We start from the raw sequence: 24,243 nt of genomic DNA on the forward strand, positions 1-24,243 counted from the left end.
CACTAGCGATCTAAAATCTGCCGCGAAAAAAGAAAAAGAAAAAGCCACAAAAAAAGCCGATAAAAAGGTCAAAAAAGAGGTCGTAAATCTAAAAGACAAAGCTAAAAACACAGATACGGCTAAAAAAGCCAAAAAAGTAAAAGATACAGCCGATGAAGCCAAAAAAATCAAAAAAGCTGTGAGCGAGTAGAGAATTAGAATTTATAAATTCTGCAAAATTTTCAAATTTCCAAATTTAGGCTATGGGTTAAATTTGAAATTTAGCCCATAGCTTGAAATTCACGCCTAATATCGCTTTTACCCATAAATTTAAGCTAAATTTCATATAATAGCAAAATTTAATTCTCGCGAAAAAGGTTAGCAAATGGACAAAGAGGCCTACATTTACACGAAATTCAAAAGCAAACTAAACGGCGATGATTGCGCTATCGTGGGCGATTTGGCGTATTGCAAGGACCTTTTTGTCGAGGGCGTGCATTTTAGGCGCAAGTGGCTTAGCATGCACGAAATCGGCGCGAAAGCCATGCTGGTAAATATCTCGGACATGATCGCCAAAAACGCTAAGCCAAAATATGCTCTAATCGGGCTTTCGCTCCCAAAGGACATCACCACTGCCCAGATCGACGAGTTGTGCGCTGGGCTAAACGAAACCGCGCAGAAATGGGGCATTGAGATTATCGGTGGGGATACGATTAGCGACGATAAAATTTCCATTAGTATCACGATGATAGGCAAGTGCAAAAAGCCGATTTTCAGAAATGGCGCGAAGTGCGGGCATTTGATCGCGCACACGGGCAAGCTCGGCTATGTGGGCATTGATTTGCAAATTTTGCTAGGTGGGGGCAAAAGAAGCGAAATTTCGCCACATTCTCGCATGCTCCGCCCAGAACTCAGGGCGAAATTTTTCTACAAAGCCGCCAAATACATAAGCGCGTCTATGGATATCAGCGACGGGCTAGGGCAGGATTTGGAGCGCCTTTTGCGCGCTAGCGGCGTGGGTATGAGCTGGCTTGTTAGCCCCAAAGAATATGTGCTAAACTCGGGCGAAGAGTATGAGATTTTATTCGCGTTCGAGCCAAAATTTCTTAGCAAAATTTACGAAATCGCCTCCAAAACCAAAACCCCAATTAGCGTCATCGGCAAGGCAGAGGATCGAAATTTAGACAATACTTGTGAATTCAAGGGCGAAAGGCACCATTTTAGCGAGTAAATTTGTAAATTTTGAAATTTCGCTGTCGCAACCTCGCAATACTGCGCCGAAATTTTAGTTATAGAGTGGATATTTTGTCTAGCAAAATTTTGACAACCTTATGGTGAGCAAGGATACCCACCCTACGGTGCTATCTCCTTAAAAAAAATTTTTTATTAATATTTGAAATTTAAATTTTAAACTCAACCGCCATTTAATTCACGATTGCTAAGATACATTTGCTCTATATCATATTTCACATTTCCACAATTATCAAAAAATCTAATTTCACGGTCATTTCCATTTGTCTTATGATAATATTCAGAAACTTCTTGATTAAAATTCGACCAAATTATGAAATTTATTAAAAAGTATCCTTTTTTAAAAATATATTCCCTATCTAGCATAAGTAGTTCATCTTCGCCGTCTATTTCAATTATGGGACTAGAAAAACCGACACTGTTGTCATCTAAATTTATCTTTAAGTAATTTTTGGGGTTAATTTCTATTGCATTAAAATCGTTAATAAAAACTTTTTCCAAAGTCAAGTTTCTATCTTTTAAATTACTAACTATATCTAAATAATTATCATAATTTATCAGTGGCGACATATAATATTTTACATCATATTCAGGTTTATAAAACCAATATTCTTTTTTTCTAAATTCTAAAATTTTTTTATTAGCTTCAATATAGGCGCCCAAATATCTTTGTATTGTTTTCTCATAAAGTTCCTTTTTATCTAAAATTCTATTTTCTGCCAAACAATACCCTTGCTGATATTTTTCAAATTCATCTTTGCTTACTATTTCAAAGCCGTCATCTATGCCATAATTTGGAACTACACTTACAAATTTATTTGCAAATTCAAAAGCATTTTCTTTTTTATGTTCTAGTATTGTTTTTACAATGAATTTAGTTATTTCTGTTTTGTGAGTTATTGTTTGATATGCAATGAAGCTCAATGTAAAAAATATTGCAAGAATTAAAATTTTATATTTTCTTTTCACTTTTATTTCCTTTCAATACCGACAAAGTCAGCATTATACAAAAACAAATCAAGCTTAAATTTGATATGTTTTTAACCTTAAATTCGGTGTTTCCTTGCAAATTCGAATTCGGTCAGTATCGTTTATCTACGATACGAAAGTTTTTAAATTTACAATTTTGTTTCAATCTTGTCATTGCGAGACGGCGAAGCCGTCGTGGCAATCCAGCAACAGCGAAAGCTGTTTTAAAATCAAACATTGTTTCAATTCACTGGATTGCTTCGAAATGCTTCGCATTTCTCGCAATGACACCTAACTGCAAATTCAAATCGCGCAAAGCTCGCGAAGACTTTCGAATTTAAATGCCACAAGCAAAATTTGCAAAATCAAAGCCGAAATTTAAATTTTAAATTTCGCGCTTAGTATTTTGGGGTTGCGCTAGCGAAATTTAGCCATTACCCAAAATTTTGCCCTCTATTCGCTTCAAAATCGCCACGATAATAAAGCTAATAATACAAAGCAAAATCCAGCTAGAAATCTTGCCAAAGCTCACAATATGCCAAGTCTGAGCTTGGTTTGGATAAACCCATGCGCCAAAAAATGTAGCGATATTTTCGGCAACCCAGATAAAAAATCCGATTAGGCAAAACGCAAGCAAAAGCGGCATTTCATACTCTCTTTGGCGCGGGCGAAAATAGACTTTCGCGCGAAAATACAGCGCGCAAACAGCGATTAATAGGACATAGCGAAAATCATAACCTATGAAATGGTGTGTGAAAAAATTCGCATAAATTAGCGCGCAAAGGGCGAAACTAGCGTATGAGCGGGGCATGTGAGCGAGGCGTAAATGCAAAATTCGCCATGCCTGAATCATATAGCTCCCCACTGCCGCATACATAAATCCGCTATAAAGTGGCACGCCATAAATTTTAAACACTCCCGCCTCTGGGTAGCTCCACGAGCCGATAGCTGGGTGGGTTTTGAAAATCTCTAAGGCTAGCCCAATGGCGTGAAAAAGGCAAATCGCGCAAAGCTCGCGAAGACTTTCGAATTTAAACGCCACAAGCAAATTTTGCAAAATCAAAGCCGAAATTAGCAAAAAATCATAGCGCGCGATGAAGCCCAAATTTAGGTGTTTTGAGGCGAAAAGTAGCACAAAAAATGAGCCAGCAAAAATGCAGGCTCGGATTTGTTTTAGCCCAAAAGCCCAAAATTCGGCGATGAAAAATTTCATTTTTCGCCTATTAGATTTCGCACGACATAACTGGCGATAAAAAGCCCAAAACTAGCCGTTACGCCCATAAAACTGCCAAGCTTTTCGCAGTGCGGAAGCTCGGAGCTAAAAACGCAAGGAAAATCGCCAGAAAATCCCGCTTTTTTGAGTTCGTAGCGAAATTTGCGCGCAAATGGGTCGGTGTGGGTTTTCCACACGGAGGCGATTTCGATTTTGGCGGGATCTAGGCGTTTGGCGGCGCCAAGAGAGCTTATGAATCTCACATTTTTTTCGTGCGCAAGCGAGGCAAGCGCGATTTTGGCGCCCACATCGTCGATTGCGTCGATTATGAAGTCAAATTTGCCTATGTCAAAACCAGCTAAAAATTCGCTATCTATTTTGGCGCAGATTGCGCGCACGCCTTCAAATTTACGCGCGAAAACTTCTGCTTTTTTCTCGCCTAAATTTTCGCTTGCAAATTGTCTGTTTTGATTGGTGATGTCAAATTCATCGCAGTCAATCACACTCAAATTTACCACGCCACTGCGATACAGCGCCTCGATAACTGCGCCACCTACGCCACCGCAACCACACACAAGCACGCGCGCATTTTGCAAAATTTCAAATTTCTCGCCAAAAATCCAGCGCGCTCTGGTGAAGCGGTCATTTATTTCATAATCCACTCTTCAAGCCCCTTTAATTGGTCATTTGCGGTCAAATTTAACTGCACCGGCGAGAGCGTAGCGTAGCCCTTCATCAAAAGGTCTATGTCGCTACCTGCGTTTTTTTCGCTGTCAAACTCAAAAACCGCATTTCCTAGCCAGTAATACTCCTCTCCGCGCGGATTGCGATTTAGCGTGGCGTCGTGTCCGTAAAATTTCTCGCCAAGCCTTGCGCATTTTAGCCCCAAAAACTGCGACGCACTCACGGCTGGGACATTTAAATTTAAAAATTGTTTTGGCGGAAGCGGAAAACCGGTAGCAAAAATCTTTTTAACCAAATTTCGCGCTAACTTGCAAGCTAGGCTAAATCCGTAGTTACCCAGCGAATCTGCGCTGTAATACTGGCTGATCGCGATAGATGGAATTCCTTGCAAAACCCCCTCCATAGCCCCTCCGCAAGTGCCTGAGTATGTGATATCCTCGGCTATATTTGCGCCGTGGTTTATGCCAGAAATCACAAGGTCTGGTTTGCGCGAATACAGGGCTTGAAGTGCGAGATATACGCAATCGCTAGGCGTAGCGTCGTCGAGTTTGTAAAAATCATCGCCGATTGCGATGAAGCGAAGCGGGCGAGTGAGCGTGAGAGAGTGCGAGCAGGCGGATTTTTGCGAGCTTGGGGCTACGATAGTGATATGCGCGATATCCCTTAGCGCGCTTGCAAGTTCCAAAAGCCCCCTAGCTTCGAAGCCGTCGTCGTTTGTGATTAAAATTTCGTGCATTAAAGCCCCTTGCTTAGGCAAAAGCTCTCATCGACATCACTAGATGAGAGTGGCGAAGCTGGGTCATCGTAGAAAAATCTATGGCTAAATTTCACGCCATGTCGGAGCAAAATGCGCTTGCTAGGCGAGTTGCAAGCTTGATTTGCTAGGACGATTTGGAAGGATTTGAGATAATTTTCCTTATTTTTGGGGCTCATTTCGCCCCATTTTGAGGATAGTTCGAAGTGGTAAATCGCGCTAGCTCCCTCGCTCGTGACATCTACTAGCCTTGCGCCGTTAAAATCAGCCTGCGCGCCAGGGTGAGCGCGAAAACTATCGCTGATTTGCCTTGCGATACCCTCTGGGGCGTTGTTTGCGGTCATTGTCTTTGCCACTTTTATGGCACTATCTGGTTCGTCGATTTGCATTTTTTGGTAGCTCGGAGTGGAAGCGCACCCTGCCACAAATAGCGCACAAATGGCGCAAATTAGGGATTTTTGCATAATTTTTCCTTGTGATTAAAATTTAAAAATGTTTAATTTTAGCACATTTTGATATAATTGCCAAAAATTAAAAAAGGTAAGAGTTTGAATTATTTGATTTCGTGTTTGGAGCCGTCTGCAAATCTGCATTTTAGCGAGGTTTTGCGTGAAATTTTAGCCCTCGATAAAAACGCTAAAATTTATGGCATTTTTGGCGAGGAATTTAGCGCGCACGGCGAGCCGTTGTATAAATCGAGCGAATTTTCGGCAATGGGGTTTGTGGAGATTATTCCACTGATTTTCAAGGCAAAAAGGGCGTTAAAGCAGATGTGCGAGCTAGCAAAAAACTGCGATGTGGTGCTATTAATCGATAGTCCAGCCTTTAACCTGCCCCTTGCAAAGGCTCTGAAAAAATCGGGCGTGAGTGCGAGGATAGTGTATTATATCCTGCCCCAAATTTGGGCGTGGAAGCGCGGTAGAGTCAAGGCTCTGCAAGAAAATTGTGATTTTTTGTGTGGAATTTGGCAGTTTGAGAGGCAGTTTTATTCTAAAATTTTGGATCTAAATTTTGAAAATTTGCCAAATTTAAGCGATAAAAGCGGTTTTTGCTTCGTAGGACACCCGCTTTTAGATGAAATCAAAGAGCGCAAAAGCTCGTATGAAAAAAACGGCCTAATCGCCTTTATGCCGGGCTCTCGCAGGGCTGAGATTTCGCGACTTATGCCAGTTTATAGGGAATTAGCCGAAAAGCTAAAAAGCGAAAATGCAAATTTAAAATTTAGCCTAGTTGTGCCACCGTTTTTGGCGGATAAGGTGGAGCAAATTTACGGCGATACGCGCAGTTTTAGCATAGAAACTGATGCTATAAAAACCCTAGCAAAAAGCGAATTTGCCTTTATCTGCTCTGGGACTGCGACCTTGCAAGCAGCGCTTATTGGCACACCTTTTGTGCTTTGCTACAAAGCCAAGGCCCTAGATGTCGCGATCGCGCGCAGGTTTGTGAAGCTAAAACATGTCGGACTTGCAAACATAATTTTTGATTTTTGCGAAAAAGACGAGCTTCACAAAGAATTAATCCAAGAAGAAGTGAGTGTCTCAAATCTCTACGACGCATACGCCCTGCGCGATGATGAGCGATTTGCGCGCGCTTGCGTGGAGCTTAGAGAGTATTTGGCTATGCCAAGTGCGAAAAATGTGGCGCGAATTTTAACGACAAACGCGAAATTTAAAGTATAATTAGAAAAATTTGAAAAAGGATTGCTATGAGTATCACAGAACCCATGACCTCTTACGGATACGAAAAAATCACTGCCGAGCTTAAAGAGCTCCAAAATATCAAACTCCCGCACATCATCAAACAAATCGATATCGCGCGAGATCACGGCGATTTGAAGGAAAATGCCGAGTATCACGCGGCGCGCGAGGAACAGGCGTTTTTGCTCTCTCGCATTGCCGAGCTAAATGACATACTCTCGCGCTCTCGCATAATAGATCCTGCAAGCTACGAGCACGATAAGGTCAAATTCGGCTCTACCGTGACTTTCATGGATGTGGAAACCGAAATCGAGGAAACCTATGTTATCGTGGGGCTTATGGAGGCTGATATTTCCAAAAGACTGCTTAATATCAACACCCCGCTAGCGCGCCAGCTTTTAGGCAAGGCCGAGGGCGATGAAGTGGTGCTAAACCTGCCAAGTGGCACCAGAGATGTCGAGATTATCAGCGTTAGCTACAAACCGATTAAATTTTAAGGCGAAAATATGAAAAGAGCTGGAATCATCGGCGTAGGGGGATATACTGGGCTTGAACTAGTTAAAATTTTACTAGCTCACAAAGGCTTTGAAATTTCGTATCTTGCCGCTACGAGTGAGGGCGAAATTTCTGAGATTTTCCCGCAGTTGGCTGGGATTTTGGATATGAGGGTGCAAATAGCAGATCCAAAAACTGCCGCGCAAAGTTGCGATGTGGTGTTTTTGGCGCTTCCGCACGAAAAGGCAATGGAGTTTGCGAGTGAAATTTTGAAATTTCCTAGCGTCAAAGTCGTGGATTTAAGCGCGGATTATCGCCTATCGCTTGAACTTTACGAGAAAAACTACACCAAACATTTAGACCCGCTAAATTTAGCCCATGCTGTGTATGGTTTGGCTGAGCTAAATGCCGAAAAAATTGCCTCTGCAAGGCTTGTGGCAAATCCCGGCTGCTATCCGACATGCTCGGTTCTAGCCGCTGCGCCATTTGTGAAATACATGGATAGTAAAATCGGCGTTTTTATCGACGCTAAAAGTGGTGTCAGTGGCGCAGGCAAGGGGCTAAAAGCCACTAGCCATTTCGTGAGCGTCAATGAAAACATAAACGCATACTCACCACTCACTCACCGCCACGCAGACGAGATTTGGGAGCAACTTAGCCTGATAAATGGCGCGGAATTTAGCGTAACTTTCGTGCCAAATTTAGCCCCATTTACGCGCGGAATGCTTGCAAGCGTATTTGGCGTGCTAAAAGAGAGTATTGACGCGGAGAAAATTTTGCGCGAATTTTATGCAAATTCGCCTTTCGTGCGTGTGCGTAGTGAGCCAGTGTCTGTGAAAAATGTCGCAGGAACGCATTTTTGCGATATTTTTGTCAAAACGCAGGGGGATAAAATTTGGATAAATTCGGCAATCGACAACCTGCTAAAAGGCGCGTCAAGTCAGGCCGTGGCAAATGCGAATTTGATGTTTGGCTACGATGTGGGCGAGGGTTTGCCACGCCTAGGAAATAGCATTTAAATCGTGGAAAATCTGCAAATAAAGCCCGGAGCTGTTTTTATCAGCGACGCGCACGATAACGCAAACAAGCGAAATTTCCTGAAATTTTTGCGAAATTTAAGGAGCGCGAAAACACTGCCGCCGCAAATTTTCATGCTTGGCGATATGTTTGATTTCCTCGCAAATACGACATTTGTGCGCGAATTTTACGCCGAATATATCGCCATAATCAACGAAATTTCGCAAAAATGTGAAATTTATTATTTCGAGGGAAATCACGATTTTAATTTAGAGGCTATTTTTCCGCACGCACTGGTCTTCGCAAACTGCGCCCAGCCAGCAAATTTTAGCTTTAAAGGCAGGCAAATCCAAATCTCTCACGGCGATATTTTTTTGCCAGCTTTGACAAAATTTGCGCTTTTATCACTGCGAAATAGGGCGTTTTTGAAATTTATGGATAAAATCGATTGCGCGCTAAATTTTAAAATTTCAAAAATGATTTTAAAAAGCCAAGAGAATAAAATTTTGTATAAAAAGGCTGAGAATTTCAAATCCTATATCGAGCCAAAAATCCACAACTACACCGCGCCTATCGTAATCGAGGGGCATTATCACCAAGATGAAATTTTAGAATTTGAGGGCGTAAAATATATAAATTTAAACTCATTTGCCGTGTGTGAGAAAATTTACGAGGTGCAAAATAGCCAAAATTTTGAGCTCTTTTCAAAAAACTTAAATTAAAACTTAGATATAATTGCTTTTTTTTATAAAGGAAATTTAATGATAAAACTTTGTGTGTTTGATTTCGATTCTACGCTTATGGACGGGGAGACGATAACGAATTTTGCAAAAAGCGTAGGAAAAGAAAAAGAGGTTAAAGAGATTACAAAGCGCGCAATGGCGGGCGAGATTGATTTTTTCGAGAGTTTGCAAGAGCGGGCTATGTTTTTAAAGGGTATGAAATTTTCGGATATGCAAAAAATCGCGCAAAATTTGCCCTTTGTGCCAGGCGCAAAAGAGCTTATAAGCTACCTCAAAGCCAAGGGAATTACCGTTGTGGTGTTTAGTGGTGGATTTCATGTGGCGACAGACTGGGCAAAAGAGGTGCTAGGATTTGATGCGAGTTTTGCCAATATCTTGCACCGAAAAGACGGCGTTTTAACCGGTCATGTGGGCGGAGAGATGATGTTTGGCTACTCCAAAGGCGTGGTCTTGCAACAGCTCAAAGCGATTTTGCATTTAAGTGCAGATGAGGTTATGTGTGTGGGAGATGGGGCAAACGATGTGGCAATGTTTAGGGAAGCGGGGCTAAGAATCGCGTTTTGCGCCAATGAAATTTTGAAAAAAGAGGCAACTCATTGCGTGGATAAAAAAGATTTAAGGGAGATAATGCAGTATGTATAACGACGATATCAAATTTAGCTTGTGGTGCGATTTTATCGAGCGCGATTTTATCGCAAAGGAATTTGGCGAATTTCTCGCAAAAGGCACATTTAACGGCGCGACCTCAAATCCCTCTATTTTCAAAAACGCCATTACCACCTCCCAAGCTTACGGCGCGCAAAAGGCGAAATTTGCGCACAAAAATACAAAAAAGCTTTATGAAATTTTAGCTATAACTGATATCAAAAACGCCGCAAATGCGCTTTTGGCAAACTACGCTAAGGGCGATGACGGCTTTATTAGTATCGAAGTAGATCCTAGTATCTCAGATGATGCAGAGGCTATGATAAAAGAGGGCAAAAGGCTGTTTGCGCAAATCGCAATGCCAAATGTGATGATAAAAGTCCCAGCGACCCAGGCTGGATACGAGACGATGAGAGCTTTGACGAGGCGGGGTATAAATGTAAATGCGACCTTGATTTTCTCGCCAGAGCAAACCGCAAAATGCCTAGAAGCGATTAAAGAGGGCACGAGCGAGTTCGCGGCTAAATTTGAAGGCGCAAAACTGCCACAATCTGTGATTAGCATTTTTGTTAGCCGTTTTGATAGAGCCCTTGATGAGGATATGAAAAAAGCTGGCTTAGAGCCTGCAAAAATCGGCATTATGAACGCTACGAAATGCTATAATATAATTGCAAAGGAAAATTTGCCGTTTGTTAGGGCACTTTTTGCTAGCACGGGGGTAAAAGGTGGCGAAATCCCTGCGGATTATTATATAAAAGAGCTTTTGTATCCGCTTAGCGTAAATACTGCCCCGCTTGATACAATTAAGGCTTTCATAGGGGCAAAATGTGAGCCAAAAACTCCATTTAGCGATGAGGAAATTGATAAATTTTTCGCCGATGTCGCGCAAAAGGCTGGCATTGATATGGATAAAATTTACAAAAAGCTTTTAAAAGATGGCTTGGTGGCTTTCGAACAAGCATTTGATGAGATTATGACAACACTTGAAAAGGAGAAATAATGGCTGACGCAATTGATTATTCACAATATCAAGTCGATGTAAGCACGCTGGATTTTAAGCAACGCGATAGACTTGATAAATTTTTGAATTTTTTGGTTCAAAACGGCGGTAGCGACTTGCACCTAAAAGCAGGTTCTGTGGTGCGTGGTAGGATTAATGGTGAGCTTGTAAAATTTACAAAAGATCCTTATCTTAAAGAGGATATGATGACTTTGGCAAAAGAGCTTTTAAAAACTCGTTTTCCAGAGATGATTAAAAATAAAAGCGTGGATTTTACATACAAATTAAACGACGAATACCGCTTTCGTGTAAATATCTTTTTCCAAATTGACGGCGTAAGTGCGGTATTTAGAACGATTCCAGTTAAAATTCCTACAATTGATGAGCTTGGACTTCCAAAAAGTATCAAAGAGATCTGCGATACTGCTATGCGCGGCGTCGTGCTTCTAACTGGTCCAACAGGTAGCGGTAAAACAACCACAATCGCTTCTATGCTAAATCGCATAAATCACGCTAGAACGAGCCATATCGTTACGATTGAAGATCCGGTTGAGTTCGTTTTCAAAGATGATAAATGTATCATCAACCAGCGCGCTATCGGCGAGGACTGTAACACTTTCGCTGATTCGCTTCGTGCGGCACTGCGCGAGGACCCTGATGTTATCTTCGTGGGCGAGATGCGTGACCTTGTGACGATTGAGACTGCGCTTCACGCTGCTGAGACTGGTCACCTTGTCTTTTCTACCGTGCATACAATCGACGCCAAAGAGACAATCAACCGTATCGTTGCGATGTTTGAACAAGCAGAGCAAGAGCGTATCCGTATGACCCTAGCTAGTGTTATAGAGGCTGTAATCTCACAACGCCTTGCGCGCACAATTGATGGAAAACGCGTGGCGGTAGTTGAAATTTTGCGTAAAAATACCCGTATTAGAGATATGATTTTAGAAGGACGCGACTCTGAAATCCCAGACGCAATCGCCGATGGACGCAATACTTATGGTATGCAAACCTTCGATCAACACCTGCTTGATCTGTATGTTCAAGAGGTGATTACGAGAGATGAAGCCCTTGATAAGGCCTCTAAACGCAACGACTTAGAGCTAAAAATGAAAAACGCAGACCTAGCGAAAAAACGCGGTATTATGCTCGCAAACGGCGAGGATATCCCAGATCAACTCGCAGAAGAGGTCGTTCAACTCCAAGATATTCGTCGTTAAAATTTACGCTAGCAAGAATTTCTTGCTAGCCCTTCCGCAAAAGCTATATTAAAGCTAAATTTTAGTAAAATCAGTCCCTATTTTTTTTAAAGGAAAACTCATGTTAGAAGGTATCGTTAGAGATAGTATCGGTAAAAAGGCTTCTAAGTCTTTAAAACGAGATGGTTATCTAATCGCTAATATTTATGCGAAAGGATTAAAAAACATAAATGCTGCGTTTAAAACAAACGATTTTATCAAAGCAGTTCGCAGCAAAAATACTTTGCCTTTCGAGGTAAAAGTTGGCGATAGCACATACAAAGTAGTAGTGCAAGAATACCAAAAACACCCTGTAACAAACGCCCTAACTCATGTTGATTTACGCGTAGTAGATGATAATGTAGTTAGCAAATATCTTGTTCCAGTTTATACGACAGGTATCGCAAAAGGCCTAAAAAACAAAGGTGTTTTAGTTCAATCAAAACGCCGTTTGGCTGTAAAATGTGCAGGTAAAGATCTACCAGATAGCTTTACACTAGATGTTACAGAGCTAGATTTGGGCGATTTTATCCTAGTTCGTGATATCCCCGTAAAAGATGGCGTAAGCATTATTATGGATGGCTCTGTTGCAGTTGTCGGAGTAACTTCGGCTAAATAGGTGAGCTATGATACTGCTCGTCGGACTTGGTAATCCAGGGGAGAAGTATTCTCACACTAGGCATAATGTAGGATTTATGCTAATCGACGCTCTGCTAAGCAATGGCGGTTTTAGCGATGTTGGCGGAGCAAAATTTCAGGGTGAGCTTTATAAAAAAGGCTCACTTCTACTTCTTAAACCTCAAACTTTTATGAATTTAAGCGGAAATTCAATCAAAGCGGTTTGCGATTTTTACAAACCTGATAGAGTTATCGTAATCCACGACGATATTGATTTGCCTTTGGGTGCGATTAAATTTAAGCTTGGCGGAAGTGCTGGCGGGCACAACGGGCTTAAATCAATCGACAATCTAATCGGAACTGAATATGAAAGAGTGCGTATCGGCGTGGGCAAAAAGCCAGAAGGCTGGGACGCTGCAAATTTTGTTTTGGCTAAATTTGGGGACGATGATACAGAAAAACTAAGCCAAATTTTAGAGTATGCCAAAAAGGCTGTAAATGAGCTAATTCGTAGCGATATAGATGAAATTTCGCAAAAATTCACGATAAAAAAGGTAACACAATGAAGCTGTATGCCAAATATGTAAGCCTTGTTTATCTTAAATATTTTTTTATTTTATTTGTAGCTTTGGACTTTTTTTATGTGGGAATCGATGTCTTAACCAATCTCAAAGACTTCCCGCAAAGCGCCAATACAGGGCTTTTATATGTGGCGCTAACAGCTGGCGTGGCGATTACTTATATTTTGCCATTAAGCCTGATTTTTGCGCTGATTATAATGATTTTTAACATGATTCGAAGTAGCGAGCTTATCAGCTTTTACGCCCTTGGCGTGAGCAAAAACGCCCTGATAATACCGCCATTTTTGATATCGCTTTTTATCACGCTAGGATATATTTATCTAAATACTACCCCTTTTGCCTATGCTTTGAAATTTCAAAAGAATTTGACGGATTTTACCCCAGTAGGGCCCGAGATGTTTCTCAAATACGAGGGCAAATATGTCTATATCAACGGACTTCACCAAAACCACGCTGATGAGATGATAGCATTTGATATCAACGCTAGTGAATTGCAAAGTAGAATTTGGGCTAAAAATGGCGAATATAGCGCAAAAGAGTGGAAATTTAGGGAGGGCGAAAAAACCCAAATTCCTACAAATTTAAGCCTTGGCGAGGCTGGGTTGAAAAAGGAAAGTATCCAAAACGAAGCCATGCTAAGGGGCTTTAACCCAAGCTCGATTGAAAGCGTGTATGATACGAGCAATGTATATTCGATCAAAGACGCGATTCGCTCTATCAAAACCTTCGCAAACCAAGGCGTCAATGTAAATTCAATCAAGGCAAATTTATACAATATGATATTTTTCCCGCTTTTTGCGCCGATTATGATTTTAATCCTTTATTATTATTTTCCGATTACTGGCAGGTTTTTTAACCTAGCTCTTATGAGTTTTGGGTTTTTTATCATTACGCTGTGTGCGTGGGGGCTGTTTTTCGTGCTGATTCGCTTCTCGCTTAATGGCGTGATACTCCCAGAATTAGGCATTATCGTGCCGATTTTGCTACTTTTAGTATTTGCGATTTGGCTGGTTTTTAAGCATCGTTAAGTCCGAATTTGCTAAAATGCGCAAAATTTTTTACCGAAAGAAAATATATGAATTACAAAAATTTAGTCTCAAAATACGGCTCTCCACTTTATGTTTATGATTTCGACGAGATTACGAAAAATTATGAATTGCTCAAAGGTGCATTTGCGGCGCGCAAATCGCTAGTTTGCTTCGCTATTAAGGCAAACTCAAATTTAAGCATTTTGCAACATTTAGTAAGGCTAGGAAGCGGGTTTGATTGTGTGAGTATCGGCGAGGTCAGACGCGCGCTACTAGCTGGGGCAAATTCGTATAAAATCATATATTCAGGCGTGGGCAAGCAAGATTATGAGCTAGAAGAGGCATTAAAAAGCGAAATTTTATATATAAATTTAGAGAGCGAAGCCGAAATGTATCGCTTAGAAAAAATCGCGCAAAATTTGGGCAAAACCGCTAGGATTAGTATCCGCGTAAATCCAAATGTCGATGCCAAAACCCACCCATACATTTCTACTGGACTTAACGAAAACAAATTCGGCGTTAGCATTGATAATGCGCGCGCTATGTATCTTTACGCTAAAAAGTCTGAATTTTTAAATCCAGTTGGGATCCACTTTCACATAGGCTCGCAGCTAACTGACATTTCGCCGATCCACGACGCAGCGAAAATCGTAAGCGATCTTTTGCGCGAACTGCTTGCGGCGCAGATTGAGATTAAATTTTTCGATATCGGTGGAGGGATTGGAATCCGCTATAAAGACGAAAAACAGGTTAGTTTGTATGATTATGCGCAAGGAATTTTGGCTGTTTTAAGTGGCTTAGATGTGACGATTACATGCGAGCCGGGCAGGTTTATCGTAGGAAATGCGGGCGAGTTTATCACTAGCGTTTTATACGAGAAATACAACGGCGCCAAACGCTTTGTCATCACAGACGGAGCTATGAACGATCTAATCCGCCCGAGCCTATATCAAGCCTATCACGAGGTCGTAGCAGTGCAAAAAGAGGGCGAAAGCTCGCTTTGTGATATCGTAGGGCCGATTTGCGAGAGTGGCGATTTTTTAGCCAAAAATGTAAATTTGCCAAATTTAGACCACGGCGATATTTTGGTGATAAAAAGCGCAGGAGCGTATGGGTTTAGCATGTCTAGCAACTACAACACGCGCCCGCGTCCAGCTGAGGTGGCTATTAGCGAAGGCAAGGATCGCTTAATCAGAGCCAGAGAGAGTTTCGAGGATCTCGTTGCAAACGAAAAAAAATATATGGAAGAGTGATGAAAAGCATAGAAGATTTACGCGTAGGTATCGATAAAATCGACGATGAGATTATTCGTTTGATTGATTTGCGTATGGATTATGTCAAAAAAATCGGCGAATTGAAGCAGACCACAGGAAGCGCCGTGTATCGCCCAGAAAGGGAGCGTGCGATAATTTCTAGGCTCGATGGCGTTAAACTTAAAAATTTAAATAAAGAGGCGATTGAGGCGATATTTTTTGAAATTTTCTCCGTTTCTAGAAATTTAGAAAAACCGCAAGTCGTAGCGTTTTTAGGGCCTTTTGGCACATACACTCACCAAGCAGCCAAGGCTAGGTTTGGCGCGATTAGCACCTATGAGCCACTCTCAAACATCGAGGCAGTGTTTAAATCCCTAATCACCAAAGAGGCAAAATACGGCGTCGTGCCCATAGAAAACAACACCGAAGGTGCAGTCGGCGTGACACTGGATTGTTTGCGCAAATACCAAGAGGTCAAAATCGTAGCTGAAATTTATATGGATATCCACCACTCTTTGGTTACAAACTGCACGCAAACAGCCGAGATTACGCAGATTTTCTCTCACCCACAAGCCTATAATCAATGCTTGAAATTCTTAGACGATCACGGACTTAGCGGGGTTAAATTTACAGCCACCAAATCCACTGCCAAAGCCGCCCAAGCCACGCTTGAAACCCCAAATTCAGCAGCGATTTGCTCTAAAATCGCAGCCGAGCTGTATGGCGTGCCTGTAATGTACGAAAAAATCGAGGATAACGCAAACAACCGCACGAGATTTTTCGTGCTAAGCGACTTCAAAAACCAAAGAAGCGACCGCAACAAAACCAGCATTTTGGCTAAAACCGATGATAAACCGGGTGGTTTGGTGGAGTTACTTCAAATGTTTCGCAATGAGGGGATAAATTTGACTAAATTAGAGAGTCGCCCGATTAAATCGCATGATTTCAAAAGCGTATTTTATATCGATTTTGAGGGGCATATCGACGATGAGGGTGTGATTAGAGTGCTAGAAAACGCCACTCGCCATGCTCATGAAATAACTTGGCTTGGAAGCTATTTAAATGGAGATGAATAATGAAATTTAACAAATTTTTGGACGATTTGAGTAATTACGAGGCTGGAAAGCCAATCGAGCTAGTGGTGCGCGAATTTGGCGTGAAAAAAAAAGATGTGCTAAAACTAGCTAGCAACGAAAATCCATTTGGATCTAGCAAAAAAGCGCAAAAAGCCATTAAAAAATGCGCCACCTGTGCTCATCTCTACCCTGATGATAGTATGTTTGAGCTAAAAGACGCGCTAGCGGCGAAATTTGGCGTAAAAAGCGAAAATATCATAATCGGCGCAGGTAGCGATCAAATCATCGAATTTGCCCTTCACAGCGTGCTTAGCAATGGTTTTGCGATACTTCAAGCAGGGGTAAGCTTTGCGATGTATGGCATTTACGCAAGGCACTGCGAGGGCAAAATTTATAAAACCAAAGAAATTTCGCACGATTTAGAGGCGCTAAAATCGCTTTACGAGGCGCACAAAAACGAGATAAAAGCGATATTTTTGTGTATGCCAAACAACCCTCTTGGCGAGTGTTTGGACGCTGAGAAAATTTACGAATTTATCGCTAGCGTAGATAAGGATACCCTCGTCATCATCGACGCAGCTTATAACGAGTTTGCCACATTTAAGGACAAAAACAAGCACCTTGACCCTAAATTTATAGCCACGCATTTCACAAATGCCCTCTATCTTGGGACATTTTCTAAGGCGTATGGGCTTGGTGGTATGAGAGTGGGATATGGAATTGGCGAGAGTGGAATTATTAGCGCGCTTTATAAACTGCGCCCGCCATTTAATATCACCACGCCGACCTTAGCAGCGGCGATTGCGGCACTTGGCGATGATAAATTTGTGCAAAAGACCTTGCAAAACAACTTTCAGCAGATGAAAAAATTTGAAAAATTTGCCACCAAAAACGGCATTAAATTCCTGCCAAGTTATGCAAATTTCATAACATTTATGCTGGGTGATAATCAAAATTCAACCCAAATTTGCGACGCACTTTTGCGACAAGGTATAATTTTGCGAAATTTAAAGAGTTATGGATTAAACGCGATTCGCATTACAATCGGACTTCCGAAGCAAAATTCGCGCGTTTTTAAAGCCTTAAAAGAGTTGTTATAGTGGATATCAAAAACAAAAGCCTAACCGAACTTAGCGAGCTTTGTGAGCAAATTCGCACCAGAATCGTCGAAGTCGTGAGCCAAAACGGCGGTCATCTTAGCTCAAATATGGGGGCTGTTGAGGCGATAGTGGCTATGCATGTGGTTTTTGATAGTGCAAAAGATCCATTTATCTTCGATGTCAGCCACCAAAGCTACGCGCACAAGCTTCTAACTGGGCGTTGGGAGGAGTTTGGCTCACTTCGTAAATTTGGCGGACTTAGCGGATACACTAAGCCTAGCGAAAGCGCGCATGATTATTTCGTAGCAGGGCATGCTAGCACTTCGATTAGCCTAGCTGTGGGCGCGGCAAAGGCGATCAAACTCAAAGGCGAGGATAGGGTGCCTGTGGTGCTAGTAGGGGACGGCTCGATGAGCGGGGGTATGACTTATGAGGCGATGAACGAGCTAGGGGATTTGCATTTGCCCTGCGTAATCATACTAAATGATAACAAAATGAGCATTTCTAAGCCAATCGGCGCATTTAGCAAGTATCTTAGCCAAATGATGGCAGGCGAGACATATCAAAAATTTAAATCGCGCATTAGAGAGCTTTTATCTCACGCACCCGAAAGCGCTACATACATGGCAAGGCGCTTTGAAAACTCGCTAAAACTCATAATCCCTGGCATGTTTTTCGAGGAGCTTGGACTTGAATACATCGGCCCCGTTGATGGACACAACCTAGGCGATTTAATTAGCGCATTTAAGGTCGCAAAGAGTGCTAAAAAGCCCGTAATCGTGCATATCCAAACAATCAAAGGCAAGGGTTATAAAAACAGCGAAAACGACGACGGCAACTGGCATGGCGTGGGAGCTTTCGACATAAAAAGTGGCGAATTTAAGAAAAAATCGGGCGCGAAATCGGCTACAAAAATTTACCAAGAAGCCCTTTTAGAGCTAGCGCAGGCTCACTCTGATGTAGTTGGCGTAACAGCTGCTATGCCAAGCGGGACTGGGCTAGATGCGCTAATTGAGCGTTTCCCGGATAGATTTTGGGATGTGGCGATTGCCGAAGAACATGCGGTAACTTCAATGGCGGCAATGGCAAAAGAGGGTTTTAGGCCATACATTACGATATATTCGACCTTCATGCAGCGCGCAGTCGATCAAGTAATCCACGATTTGGCGCTTATGGGCTTAAACGCAGTAATCGCCATGGATAGGGCTGGGATCGTGGGCGAGGACGGCGAGACACACGAGGGTGTGTTTGATATCAGCCTATTTAACGGGATTCCAAATTTAAGCATGTGTGCGCCGTGCGATGAGGCGAGTTTTAGGGCATTGATGAGGTATTCGCACGAGCATAAGGGGATTTTGGCGATTCGCTATCCACGCGGAAGCTTTACAATGCAAAGCTTGGAGCCAAATTTCGGGCAAATTCCTGAAATTTCGCCATTAAAATCGAGATTTATCAAAGAGTGTGAGACTAGCCAAATCGCATTTATTGGCTATGGAGATAGCACCGGCAAGGCGTGCGAGGTAGCAAAAATCCTAAATGATAAAATGAGCGTAAATATCGTTGATTTGGTCTTTGTGAAGCCACTAGATAAGGAATTTTTACTAAATTTAGCGAAAAAAACCAAAATTTGGTTCGTATTTAGCCAAAGTATGAAAAAAGGCGGTGTGGGCGAAATACTAGGCGCGTTTTTACAAGAGGAAAATATTCAAAATGTAAAAATTATTTCTTATGAATTTGACGATATTTTTTTACCGCACGGAAGCACCGCAGATGTGGAGAAATCGCTAGGTTTAGACGCGCAAAATTTGGCAAAGGTAATATCAAATACAAAAAATTATCAATTAGTATAATTTTAGTTTAATATTTTTTTGCATATAATGAGTAAATTTTATCTAAGGACGACATTATGACACATGTAGATTTGCTCAAAAATTGCGGGCTCAAAGCCACGCCACAACGCCTTTGTATCCTAAAAGTGTTAGACCGCCACGAGCACCCAAATATCGACTCACTCTATGACGGGATTAAAGAGGATTATCCATCAATCTCGCTTGCTACGGTTTATAAAAATTTAAATAGATTGCTTGATGAGGGCGTGGTTGTCGAGGTAAATACTCCAAACCAAAAGCCAAGATACGATATCTACAACACCCCACACATGCATGTTGTTTGCGAAAAATGCGGAAATGTCAGCGATATGTTTATGGGCGATATTTTTATGGACGATATGCGCACCAGCGTCGAAAAACAGCTTAAAAATTTTGTCCGCAAACTAAATATCACAGCCACAGTTGAAGACTGCGAGTTTTGTAGGTAATATAAGCTTAAATTTGCTATCATTACCCATTTTATTTTTGGAGTGGGTATGAAGACAAAGCGCAAATTTCTACTTTATGATAGGGCGATTTTATTTGCATTGCAAGATGCTGGCGTCAAACTTCGCAAAAGCGATGTTAGCTGGTTTTATACATCATTTTCGCCCGAAATTTACTATGTCTGCGAAAACAATACCTTTACGCTTCATCATAAAAAAGAAGATCTCATCCGTGAGGCTTTAAAATTTAAAATTTCCAAAGACGATTTTAACGAAGCCAAGGTCGATATGCAGGGCGAAATGGTGCAAAAATGTCGCTATGGCTTTGCGAATTCTCAGGCCGATTTTCACCTAGAAATTTACTCTTCCAGGCTATCTACGCTAATCACGCTAGTTGCGAATTTCAAAAGCGAAGAAGCTAGCAAGAAGTTTGATTTTATCAAAACATTTGGCGAACACGAATTTTTAGATATCAGCGATGATTTTCGCTACAAAACACGCTATTTAGCGCGTTTTGGTAAGCCTTGCGAAAAGCTAAATTATGGCTTTGCCAAAAGCGTTTTTGAAAAATTTGACGATATAAAATTTCAAATCCCGCCATACGCCGATAGCGCGCAAAGTGCTGGCGTGATTTTTGCCAAAATTTATTCGCAAATTTTAAAATCGCACGATGAATATATGGGTGCCAAAGATGAGGAAGCGCTTCATAAATTTCGCATTGCAATGCGCAAAATGCGGGTTATGGTGAAATTTTTCGCTCCGCTTTTCGCGCCAAAAATCACTGATGAAATTTTAACTCATCTCAAAAACATCGTCGGCAAAACAAATCAAATGCGAGATATCGAAGTATTTAGCAAATTTTTGGTGCAAAACTCCGCCCCGGCGCACTTTGGAGCGCAGATGAATACACTTGGGCGCAGTATCAATGAGCGTACAAAAAGGGCTTTAAGCGACGCTGAATTTGATAAATTTAGGGCTAAATTTGAGGATTTTTTGAAAAATTTAGGCGGAATTTACCTTAGCCCAGAGTATGAAAAAATCGCCAAAAAATTTATCTCAAACCGCCTAAACAAGGCGTTAAAAGCACTTAGAGGCGTGATTGGTGAATTAAACGAAAAAAGCGAAATCGCCAAATTTCACGACGCGCGAATTTATCTAAAAAAGGTTCGCTACGAGCTTGAATTTTGCGCTAGGATTTATGAGAGCGCTAGGATTAGCGAGGCTTACAAGCAGGTAAAAATCGCGCAAGAGAGCTTTGGCGCGCTCCAAGATGTGAGTATTTGGCAAAATTTCATCGCCATGTATCAAAAAGCAAGCGATAAAAACGACGAGAGTTTTAAATATCTTTTAGCTCTAAATAACGAGCTAATTGCCAAGACAAAGTCCCTAAAAAGCGAGATTTTAGACCACAAAGATGAGTTTTTAAAATCCATAAAAAAAGCAATTGCAAAAATCAAAATATACAGATAGGAAAAATCGTGGAAAAACAAGAAAAAATCATAAAAATGTTCGATGAAATCGCGCCTACTTATGACAAGGCAAATCGCGCAATCAGCCTTGGCGTGGATACTTCGTGGCGCAAAGCAGGCGTGGGAGTGGCGCTTGAATACTGCAAAAACAAAAGCGTAAAAATCGCCGATGTAGCGTGCGGAACTGGCGATATGATTAAAATTTGGGAGGAATTAGCCCCAAAACACGGCGTTTCAATCGAGCAAATCATAGGGATTGACCCAAGCGTGGGTATGCTAGGCGTAGCCAAAGAAAAATTCAAAGACCACACCTTCATCACCGCGACTGCGACGCAAACGACGCTAGAAAACGCTAGCGTGGATATCGTAAGTATCAGCTATGGCATACGAAATGTAGTGGCCCTAGATGAAGCTTTGCGCGAGTTTAACCGCGTGATAAAGCCAGGCGGCTTAGTCGTGGTGCTAGAATTTACCAAAGCCCAAAACGGCGGGCTAGTATTTAAAATGCGCGATTTTTATGTCAGCAAAATTTTGCCATTAATCGGTGGCGCGATTTCGAAAAACAAGGAAGCTTACGAGTATTTGCCAAGCTCAATCGGCAATTTCCTAGACACCGCAAGCTTCAAAGAAAAACTCATAAATTCGGGCTTTGAGCCACTTGTGATAAAGGGATTTAGCTTCGATGTGAGCACGCTTTTTATCGCCAAAAAGGTGCGCGATGCTTAGCGTCAGCGAAGTCAATGAAAAGGCCAAAGCGCTACTAGAAACGACCTTTGCTGGTATCGAGGTCGAGGGCGAGATCTCGAAATTTAGCGAGCAAAGCATAAGCAAACACTGGTATTTTACGATAAAAGACGAAAACTCAGCCCTTAGTTGCGCTATGTTTCGCTTTGCTAATCAAAGGGTAAATTTCGCGCCAAAAATCGGCATGCGTGTCGTGCTAACGGGCAAACTTACGATTTATCCAGCCTCAGGTGCGTATCAAATCCAAGTAACGCAAATGCGAGAAGCTGGGGCTGGCGAGCTAGAAATGCGCTTCAATGTGCTTAAAGAAAAGCTCTCTGGCGAGGGGCTTTTCGACGCGTCGCGTAAAAAACCGCTTCCAAAATTTCCGCGCCATATCGCGCTTATTACGAGTGCGGGATCGGCAGCGTGCGCGGATATGCTTAGAGTAGCAAACGATAGATTTCCTATGCTTAAAATCGATATTTACAACTCTTTGGTGCAAGGAACTAGCGCGCCAAGCTCGCTCATATCGGCACTGCGCAGGGCCGATAGCGCTGGGTATGACGCGATTATTATCGCAAGGGGAGGTGGCAGCAAAGAGGATTTGTGGTGCTTCAACGACGAAATGCTCGCCCGCGAAATTTATGCAGCGCAAACACCGATAATTTCGGCTGTGGGACACGAAATAGATTTTAGCATAAGCGATTTTGTCGCAGATCATCGCTCGCTCACGCCAACAGCGGCTATGGTGGATTTATTGCCTGAAATTTCCACGCTTTATCAGAATTTAGACGGCGCGGAAAATCAGCTACGAAAATTTATAAACGAAAAAATCGCAAATTTGCAAAATGAACTTAAAATGCGATATTTCGAGCTAAAAAGTAAGTCCGTGGATACCAAAATCACGCAAAATTTATTAAATTTGCAAAATTTAGAGATTAAATTTAAAAACACAATCAACGCCAAATTTGCAAATTTAACTCACCAAATCGAGCTAAAAAATGAAATTTTAAAACAAAAAGCAAGCTATTTTGAGCTCACAAAAGATTTAGTGCAAATCCAAAAAGATGGCAAAAAAATCAGCCTAGAAGAGCTACAAAGTGGCGATAAAATCGCGATTGTATCGCAAAATGCCAAAAAAGTGGCGCAAATATTAGATTAAATTTCAAGGAGGCAAAATGAGTAGAGTTATTAATTTCAGCGCTGGTCCTAGCACGATCCCGCTAAGCGTTTTGGAGCACGCTAAGGCCGAATTTACCGACTACAAGGGTCATGGATATTCGATTATCGAGATTTCTCACCGCACCAAAATTTTCGAGGAAGTCCTACATAGCGCAATGGCGCGCGTAAAACGGCTCTATGGCTTTGGCGAGAATTTCAAAATTTTGTTTTTGCAAGGCGGCGGCAGTTTGCAGTTCGCGCAAGTGCCTATGAATCTCATGACAAAAACAGGCTACGCCGAATACGCAAACACCGGCAACTGGACGAATAAAGCCATAAAAGAGGCGGAAATTTTAGGCATAAATCACCGCGTAATCGCAAGTAGCAAAGAGAGCAAATTCGACCATATCCCAGAGGTGAAATTCAGTGACGACGCCGATTATGGCTACATTTGCTCGAATAATACTATTTATGGCACGCAGTATAAGACTCTGCCAAAGTGCAAATGCCCGCTAGTCGTGGATAGTTCGAGCGATTTGTTTTCTAGGCCTGTGGATATTTCAAGTGTGGGGCTGTTTTATGGCGGTATCCAAAAAAACGGCGGCCCAGCAGGTGTAACAATGGTGGCGATCCGAGAGGATTTGCTTGATAGGGCTGATGATACCAGCACCCCTATGATTTTGCGCTACAAAACCCAAGCAAACGCCGATTCTATGTATAATACCCCAAATACCTTTGGAATTTATATGCTTGATTTGATGTTAGAGTGGATCGAAAACGAAATCGGAGGCCTTGCCAAAATGGCTGAGCGCAACGAGCAAAAGACCGCGATTTTATACGAGGCAATCGACGCGAGTGGCGGATTTTACACTGGGCATGCGAGGGCGGATAGCAGAAGCCTGATGAATATTAGCTTTAATATCGCAAGCGGGGCTGAGGTCGAGGCGAAGTTTATCGATGAGGCTAGCAAGGCTGGTATGATTGGGCTCAAAGGACACCGCGTGCTAGGCGGAATCCGTGCGTCGCTGTATAATGCAATCACAGCGCAAAATGTCAAAACTCTCGTGGAGTTTATGAACGAATTCGCTCGTAAAAACGGCTAAATTTTAAAATTTGGGCTAAATTTGGCAAAGGCTAAATTTAGCCATTTTCTCCAAATTCCGCTAGCGCAAACTTCAAAACACTGAGCCGAAATTATTCTTATTGCAAGCGCAACGCGCGAAGTAATTTAG

At 42.0% G+C, this 24,243-nt stretch carries 26 protein-coding genes; 21 read left to right on the forward strand and 5 right to left on the reverse strand.

The window, feature by feature from the left end; translation table 11 throughout:
• Together OFO07_RS06700 and OFO07_RS06705 are read left to right on the forward strand one after the other, a co-directional pair.
• The coding region (locus OFO07_RS06700) for a hypothetical protein (RefSeq protein WP_270871395.1) at nucleotides 1–190 on the forward strand (190 nt) is incomplete at its 5' end.
• A 174-nt stretch (nucleotides 191–364) separates the two neighbouring features.
• Nucleotides 365–1,210, forward strand: coding sequence for a thiamine-phosphate kinase (locus OFO07_RS06705; protein ID WP_270871396.1), 846 nt, complete (start codon nucleotides 365–367; stop codon nucleotides 1,208–1,210).
• A gap of 182 nt (nucleotides 1,211–1,392) precedes the next feature.
• On the opposite strand, the gene OFO07_RS06710 is transcribed toward OFO07_RS06705, so the two are convergent.
• From OFO07_RS06710 to OFO07_RS06730, 5 genes are all read right to left on the reverse strand, one after another.
• Nucleotides 1,393–2,199, reverse strand: coding sequence for a hypothetical protein (locus OFO07_RS06710; RefSeq protein WP_270871397.1), 807 nt, complete (start codon nucleotides 2,197–2,199; stop codon nucleotides 1,393–1,395).
• Nucleotides 2,200–2,626: 427 nt separating this feature from the next.
• Nucleotides 2,627–3,412: a DUF817 domain-containing protein gene (locus tag OFO07_RS06715; RefSeq protein WP_270871398.1), complete on the reverse strand. Its 786-nt coding sequence runs from the start codon at nucleotides 3,410–3,412 to the stop codon at nucleotides 2,627–2,629.
• The gene (locus OFO07_RS06720; RefSeq protein WP_270871465.1) at nucleotides 3,409–4,062 is read right to left on the reverse strand and encodes a tRNA threonylcarbamoyladenosine dehydratase; all 654 of its coding nucleotides are present in this window, start codon (nucleotides 4,060–4,062) and stop codon (nucleotides 3,409–3,411) included. Before OFO07_RS06720 ends, OFO07_RS06715 begins: the two co-directional genes overlap by 4 nt.
• Nucleotides 4,059–4,832: a 5'/3'-nucleotidase SurE gene (gene surE, locus OFO07_RS06725; protein ID WP_270871399.1), complete on the reverse strand. Its 774-nt coding sequence runs from the start codon at nucleotides 4,830–4,832 to the stop codon at nucleotides 4,059–4,061. Before surE ends, OFO07_RS06720 begins: the two co-directional genes overlap by 4 nt.
• A complete protein-coding gene (locus OFO07_RS06730; protein WP_270871400.1) occupies nucleotides 4,832–5,314 on the reverse strand; it encodes a hypothetical protein in 483 nt (160 codons plus the stop codon). The genes surE and OFO07_RS06730 overlap by 1 nt, the downstream gene beginning before the upstream one ends.
• A gap of 84 nt (nucleotides 5,315–5,398) precedes the next feature.
• Between OFO07_RS06730 and lpxB the strand changes: the two genes are divergently transcribed.
• The 19 genes from lpxB to serC all read left to right on the forward strand — a co-directional run bounded on the left by lpxB (nucleotide 5,399) and on the right by serC (nucleotide 24,114).
• Nucleotides 5,399–6,529 (forward strand): lipid-A-disaccharide synthase, encoded by a 1,131-nt coding sequence (gene lpxB / locus OFO07_RS06735; protein WP_270871401.1) that lies wholly within the window; start codon nucleotides 5,399–5,401, stop codon nucleotides 6,527–6,529.
• Nucleotides 6,530–6,561: 32 nt separating this feature from the next.
• Nucleotides 6,562–7,044 carry a transcription elongation factor GreA gene (gene greA / locus OFO07_RS06740; protein WP_270871466.1) on the forward strand — a complete coding sequence of 161 codons (483 nt, stop codon included), beginning with the start codon at nucleotides 6,562–6,564 and terminating at the stop codon, nucleotides 7,042–7,044.
• Between the two features lie 9 nt (nucleotides 7,045–7,053).
• Nucleotides 7,054–8,061, forward strand: coding sequence for an N-acetyl-gamma-glutamyl-phosphate reductase (argC, locus tag OFO07_RS06745; RefSeq protein WP_270871402.1), 1,008 nt, complete (start codon nucleotides 7,054–7,056; stop codon nucleotides 8,059–8,061).
• 3 nt (nucleotides 8,062–8,064) lie between these two features.
• Nucleotides 8,065–8,781 (forward strand): UDP-2,3-diacylglucosamine diphosphatase, encoded by a 717-nt coding sequence (locus OFO07_RS06750; RefSeq protein WP_270871403.1) that lies wholly within the window; start codon nucleotides 8,065–8,067, stop codon nucleotides 8,779–8,781.
• A 39-nt stretch (nucleotides 8,782–8,820) separates the two neighbouring features.
• Nucleotides 8,821–9,444 (forward strand): phosphoserine phosphatase SerB, encoded by a 624-nt coding sequence (gene serB / locus OFO07_RS06755; protein WP_270859700.1) that lies wholly within the window; start codon nucleotides 8,821–8,823, stop codon nucleotides 9,442–9,444.
• Nucleotides 9,437–10,447 (forward strand): transaldolase, encoded by a 1,011-nt coding sequence (locus tag OFO07_RS06760; RefSeq protein WP_270871404.1) that lies wholly within the window; start codon nucleotides 9,437–9,439, stop codon nucleotides 10,445–10,447. Before serB ends, OFO07_RS06760 begins: the two co-directional genes overlap by 8 nt.
• Nucleotides 10,447–11,667, forward strand: a complete 1,221-nt coding sequence (locus tag OFO07_RS06765; protein ID WP_270859698.1) for a type IV pilus twitching motility protein PilT — start codon at nucleotides 10,447–10,449, stop codon at nucleotides 11,665–11,667. Before OFO07_RS06760 ends, OFO07_RS06765 begins: the two co-directional genes overlap by 1 nt.
• A gap of 100 nt (nucleotides 11,668–11,767) precedes the next feature.
• Nucleotides 11,768–12,304 (forward strand): 50S ribosomal protein L25/general stress protein Ctc, encoded by a 537-nt coding sequence (locus OFO07_RS06770; protein ID WP_270871405.1) that lies wholly within the window; start codon nucleotides 11,768–11,770, stop codon nucleotides 12,302–12,304.
• Nucleotides 12,305–12,311: 7 nt separating this feature from the next.
• Nucleotides 12,312–12,869 (forward strand): aminoacyl-tRNA hydrolase, encoded by a 558-nt coding sequence (gene pth / locus OFO07_RS06775; protein ID WP_270871406.1) that lies wholly within the window; start codon nucleotides 12,312–12,314, stop codon nucleotides 12,867–12,869.
• Nucleotides 12,866–13,912, forward strand: a complete 1,047-nt coding sequence (locus OFO07_RS06780) for an LptF/LptG family permease (RefSeq protein WP_270865238.1) — start codon at nucleotides 12,866–12,868, stop codon at nucleotides 13,910–13,912. The genes pth and OFO07_RS06780 overlap by 4 nt, the downstream gene beginning before the upstream one ends.
• A gap of 47 nt (nucleotides 13,913–13,959) precedes the next feature.
• A complete protein-coding gene (lysA, locus tag OFO07_RS06785; RefSeq protein WP_270859694.1) occupies nucleotides 13,960–15,165 on the forward strand; it encodes a diaminopimelate decarboxylase in 1,206 nt (401 codons plus the stop codon).
• On the forward strand, nucleotides 15,165–16,241 hold the full coding sequence (gene pheA / locus OFO07_RS06790) for a prephenate dehydratase (RefSeq protein ID WP_270859693.1): 1,077 nt from the start codon (nucleotides 15,165–15,167) through the stop codon (nucleotides 16,239–16,241). The genes lysA and pheA overlap by 1 nt, the downstream gene beginning before the upstream one ends.
• Nucleotides 16,241–17,341 (forward strand): histidinol-phosphate transaminase, encoded by a 1,101-nt coding sequence (gene hisC, locus OFO07_RS06795; protein WP_270871407.1) that lies wholly within the window; start codon nucleotides 16,241–16,243, stop codon nucleotides 17,339–17,341. Before pheA ends, hisC begins: the two co-directional genes overlap by 1 nt.
• Nucleotides 17,341–19,191 (forward strand): 1-deoxy-D-xylulose-5-phosphate synthase, encoded by a 1,851-nt coding sequence (gene dxs / locus OFO07_RS06800; RefSeq protein WP_270871408.1) that lies wholly within the window; start codon nucleotides 17,341–17,343, stop codon nucleotides 19,189–19,191. Before hisC ends, dxs begins: the two co-directional genes overlap by 1 nt.
• 56 nt (nucleotides 19,192–19,247) lie before the next feature.
• Entirely contained in the window at nucleotides 19,248–19,658 is a 411-nt protein-coding gene (locus OFO07_RS06805; protein WP_270859690.1) for a Fur family transcriptional regulator, read from the forward strand.
• A 48-nt stretch (nucleotides 19,659–19,706) separates the two neighbouring features.
• Nucleotides 19,707–21,125 (forward strand): CYTH and CHAD domain-containing protein, encoded by a 1,419-nt coding sequence (locus OFO07_RS06810; RefSeq protein WP_270871409.1) that lies wholly within the window; start codon nucleotides 19,707–19,709, stop codon nucleotides 21,123–21,125.
• An 8-nt stretch (nucleotides 21,126–21,133) separates the two neighbouring features.
• Nucleotides 21,134–21,850, forward strand: coding sequence for a bifunctional demethylmenaquinone methyltransferase/2-methoxy-6-polyprenyl-1,4-benzoquinol methylase UbiE (gene ubiE, locus OFO07_RS06815; RefSeq protein WP_270871410.1), 717 nt, complete (start codon nucleotides 21,134–21,136; stop codon nucleotides 21,848–21,850).
• Complete coding sequence (xseA, locus tag OFO07_RS06820) at nucleotides 21,843–23,012, forward strand: exodeoxyribonuclease VII large subunit (protein ID WP_270871411.1); 1,170 nt, start codon at nucleotides 21,843–21,845, stop codon at nucleotides 23,010–23,012. Before ubiE ends, xseA begins: the two co-directional genes overlap by 8 nt.
• Before the next feature lie 16 nt (nucleotides 23,013–23,028).
• On the forward strand, nucleotides 23,029–24,114 hold the full coding sequence (gene serC, locus OFO07_RS06825) for a phosphoserine transaminase (RefSeq protein ID WP_270871412.1): 1,086 nt from the start codon (nucleotides 23,029–23,031) through the stop codon (nucleotides 24,112–24,114).
• The last annotated feature ends 129 nt before the right edge of the window (nucleotides 24,115–24,243 follow it).

Source organism: Campylobacter sp. JMF_06 NA1 (genome assembly GCF_027737785.1).
Taxonomy (GTDB): domain Bacteria; phylum Campylobacterota; class Campylobacteria; order Campylobacterales; family Campylobacteraceae; genus Campylobacter_B.

What these genes read in the sequence shown, in the direction of transcription:
- lysA (WP_270859694.1), top strand. Translation starts at nt 13,960, where the DNA reads ATGAATTACAAAAATTTAGTCTCAAAATACGGCTCTCCACTTTATGTT.
- pth (WP_270871406.1), top strand. Translation starts at nt 12,312, where the DNA reads ATGATACTGCTCGTCGGACTTGGTAATCCAGGGGAGAAGTATTCTCAC.
- OFO07_RS06730 (WP_270871400.1), bottom strand. Translation starts at nt 5,314, where the DNA reads ATGCAAAAATCCCTAATTTGCGCCATTTGTGCGCTATTTGTGGCAGGG.
- pheA (WP_270859693.1), top strand. Translation starts at nt 15,165, where the DNA reads ATGAAAAGCATAGAAGATTTACGCGTAGGTATCGATAAAATCGACGAT.
- OFO07_RS06810 (WP_270871409.1), top strand. Translation starts at nt 19,707, where the DNA reads ATGAAGACAAAGCGCAAATTTCTACTTTATGATAGGGCGATTTTATTT.
- OFO07_RS06760 (WP_270871404.1), top strand. Translation starts at nt 9,437, where the DNA reads ATGTATAACGACGATATCAAATTTAGCTTGTGGTGCGATTTTATCGAG.
- OFO07_RS06780 (WP_270865238.1), top strand. Translation starts at nt 12,866, where the DNA reads ATGAAGCTGTATGCCAAATATGTAAGCCTTGTTTATCTTAAATATTTT.
- OFO07_RS06705 (WP_270871396.1), top strand. Translation starts at nt 365, where the DNA reads ATGGACAAAGAGGCCTACATTTACACGAAATTCAAAAGCAAACTAAAC.
- xseA (WP_270871411.1), top strand. Translation starts at nt 21,843, where the DNA reads ATGCTTAGCGTCAGCGAAGTCAATGAAAAGGCCAAAGCGCTACTAGAA.
- OFO07_RS06805 (WP_270859690.1), top strand. Translation starts at nt 19,248, where the DNA reads ATGACACATGTAGATTTGCTCAAAAATTGCGGGCTCAAAGCCACGCCA.
- OFO07_RS06770 (WP_270871405.1), top strand. Translation starts at nt 11,768, where the DNA reads ATGTTAGAAGGTATCGTTAGAGATAGTATCGGTAAAAAGGCTTCTAAG.
- OFO07_RS06715 (WP_270871398.1), bottom strand. Translation starts at nt 3,412, where the DNA reads ATGAAATTTTTCATCGCCGAATTTTGGGCTTTTGGGCTAAAACAAATC.
- serC (WP_270871412.1), top strand. Translation starts at nt 23,029, where the DNA reads ATGAGTAGAGTTATTAATTTCAGCGCTGGTCCTAGCACGATCCCGCTA.
- OFO07_RS06765 (WP_270859698.1), top strand. Translation starts at nt 10,447, where the DNA reads ATGGCTGACGCAATTGATTATTCACAATATCAAGTCGATGTAAGCACG.
- argC (WP_270871402.1), top strand. Translation starts at nt 7,054, where the DNA reads ATGAAAAGAGCTGGAATCATCGGCGTAGGGGGATATACTGGGCTTGAA.
- serB (WP_270859700.1), top strand. Translation starts at nt 8,821, where the DNA reads ATGATAAAACTTTGTGTGTTTGATTTCGATTCTACGCTTATGGACGGG.
- hisC (WP_270871407.1), top strand. Translation starts at nt 16,241, where the DNA reads ATGAAATTTAACAAATTTTTGGACGATTTGAGTAATTACGAGGCTGGA.
- surE (WP_270871399.1), bottom strand. Translation starts at nt 4,832, where the DNA reads ATGCACGAAATTTTAATCACAAACGACGACGGCTTCGAAGCTAGGGGG.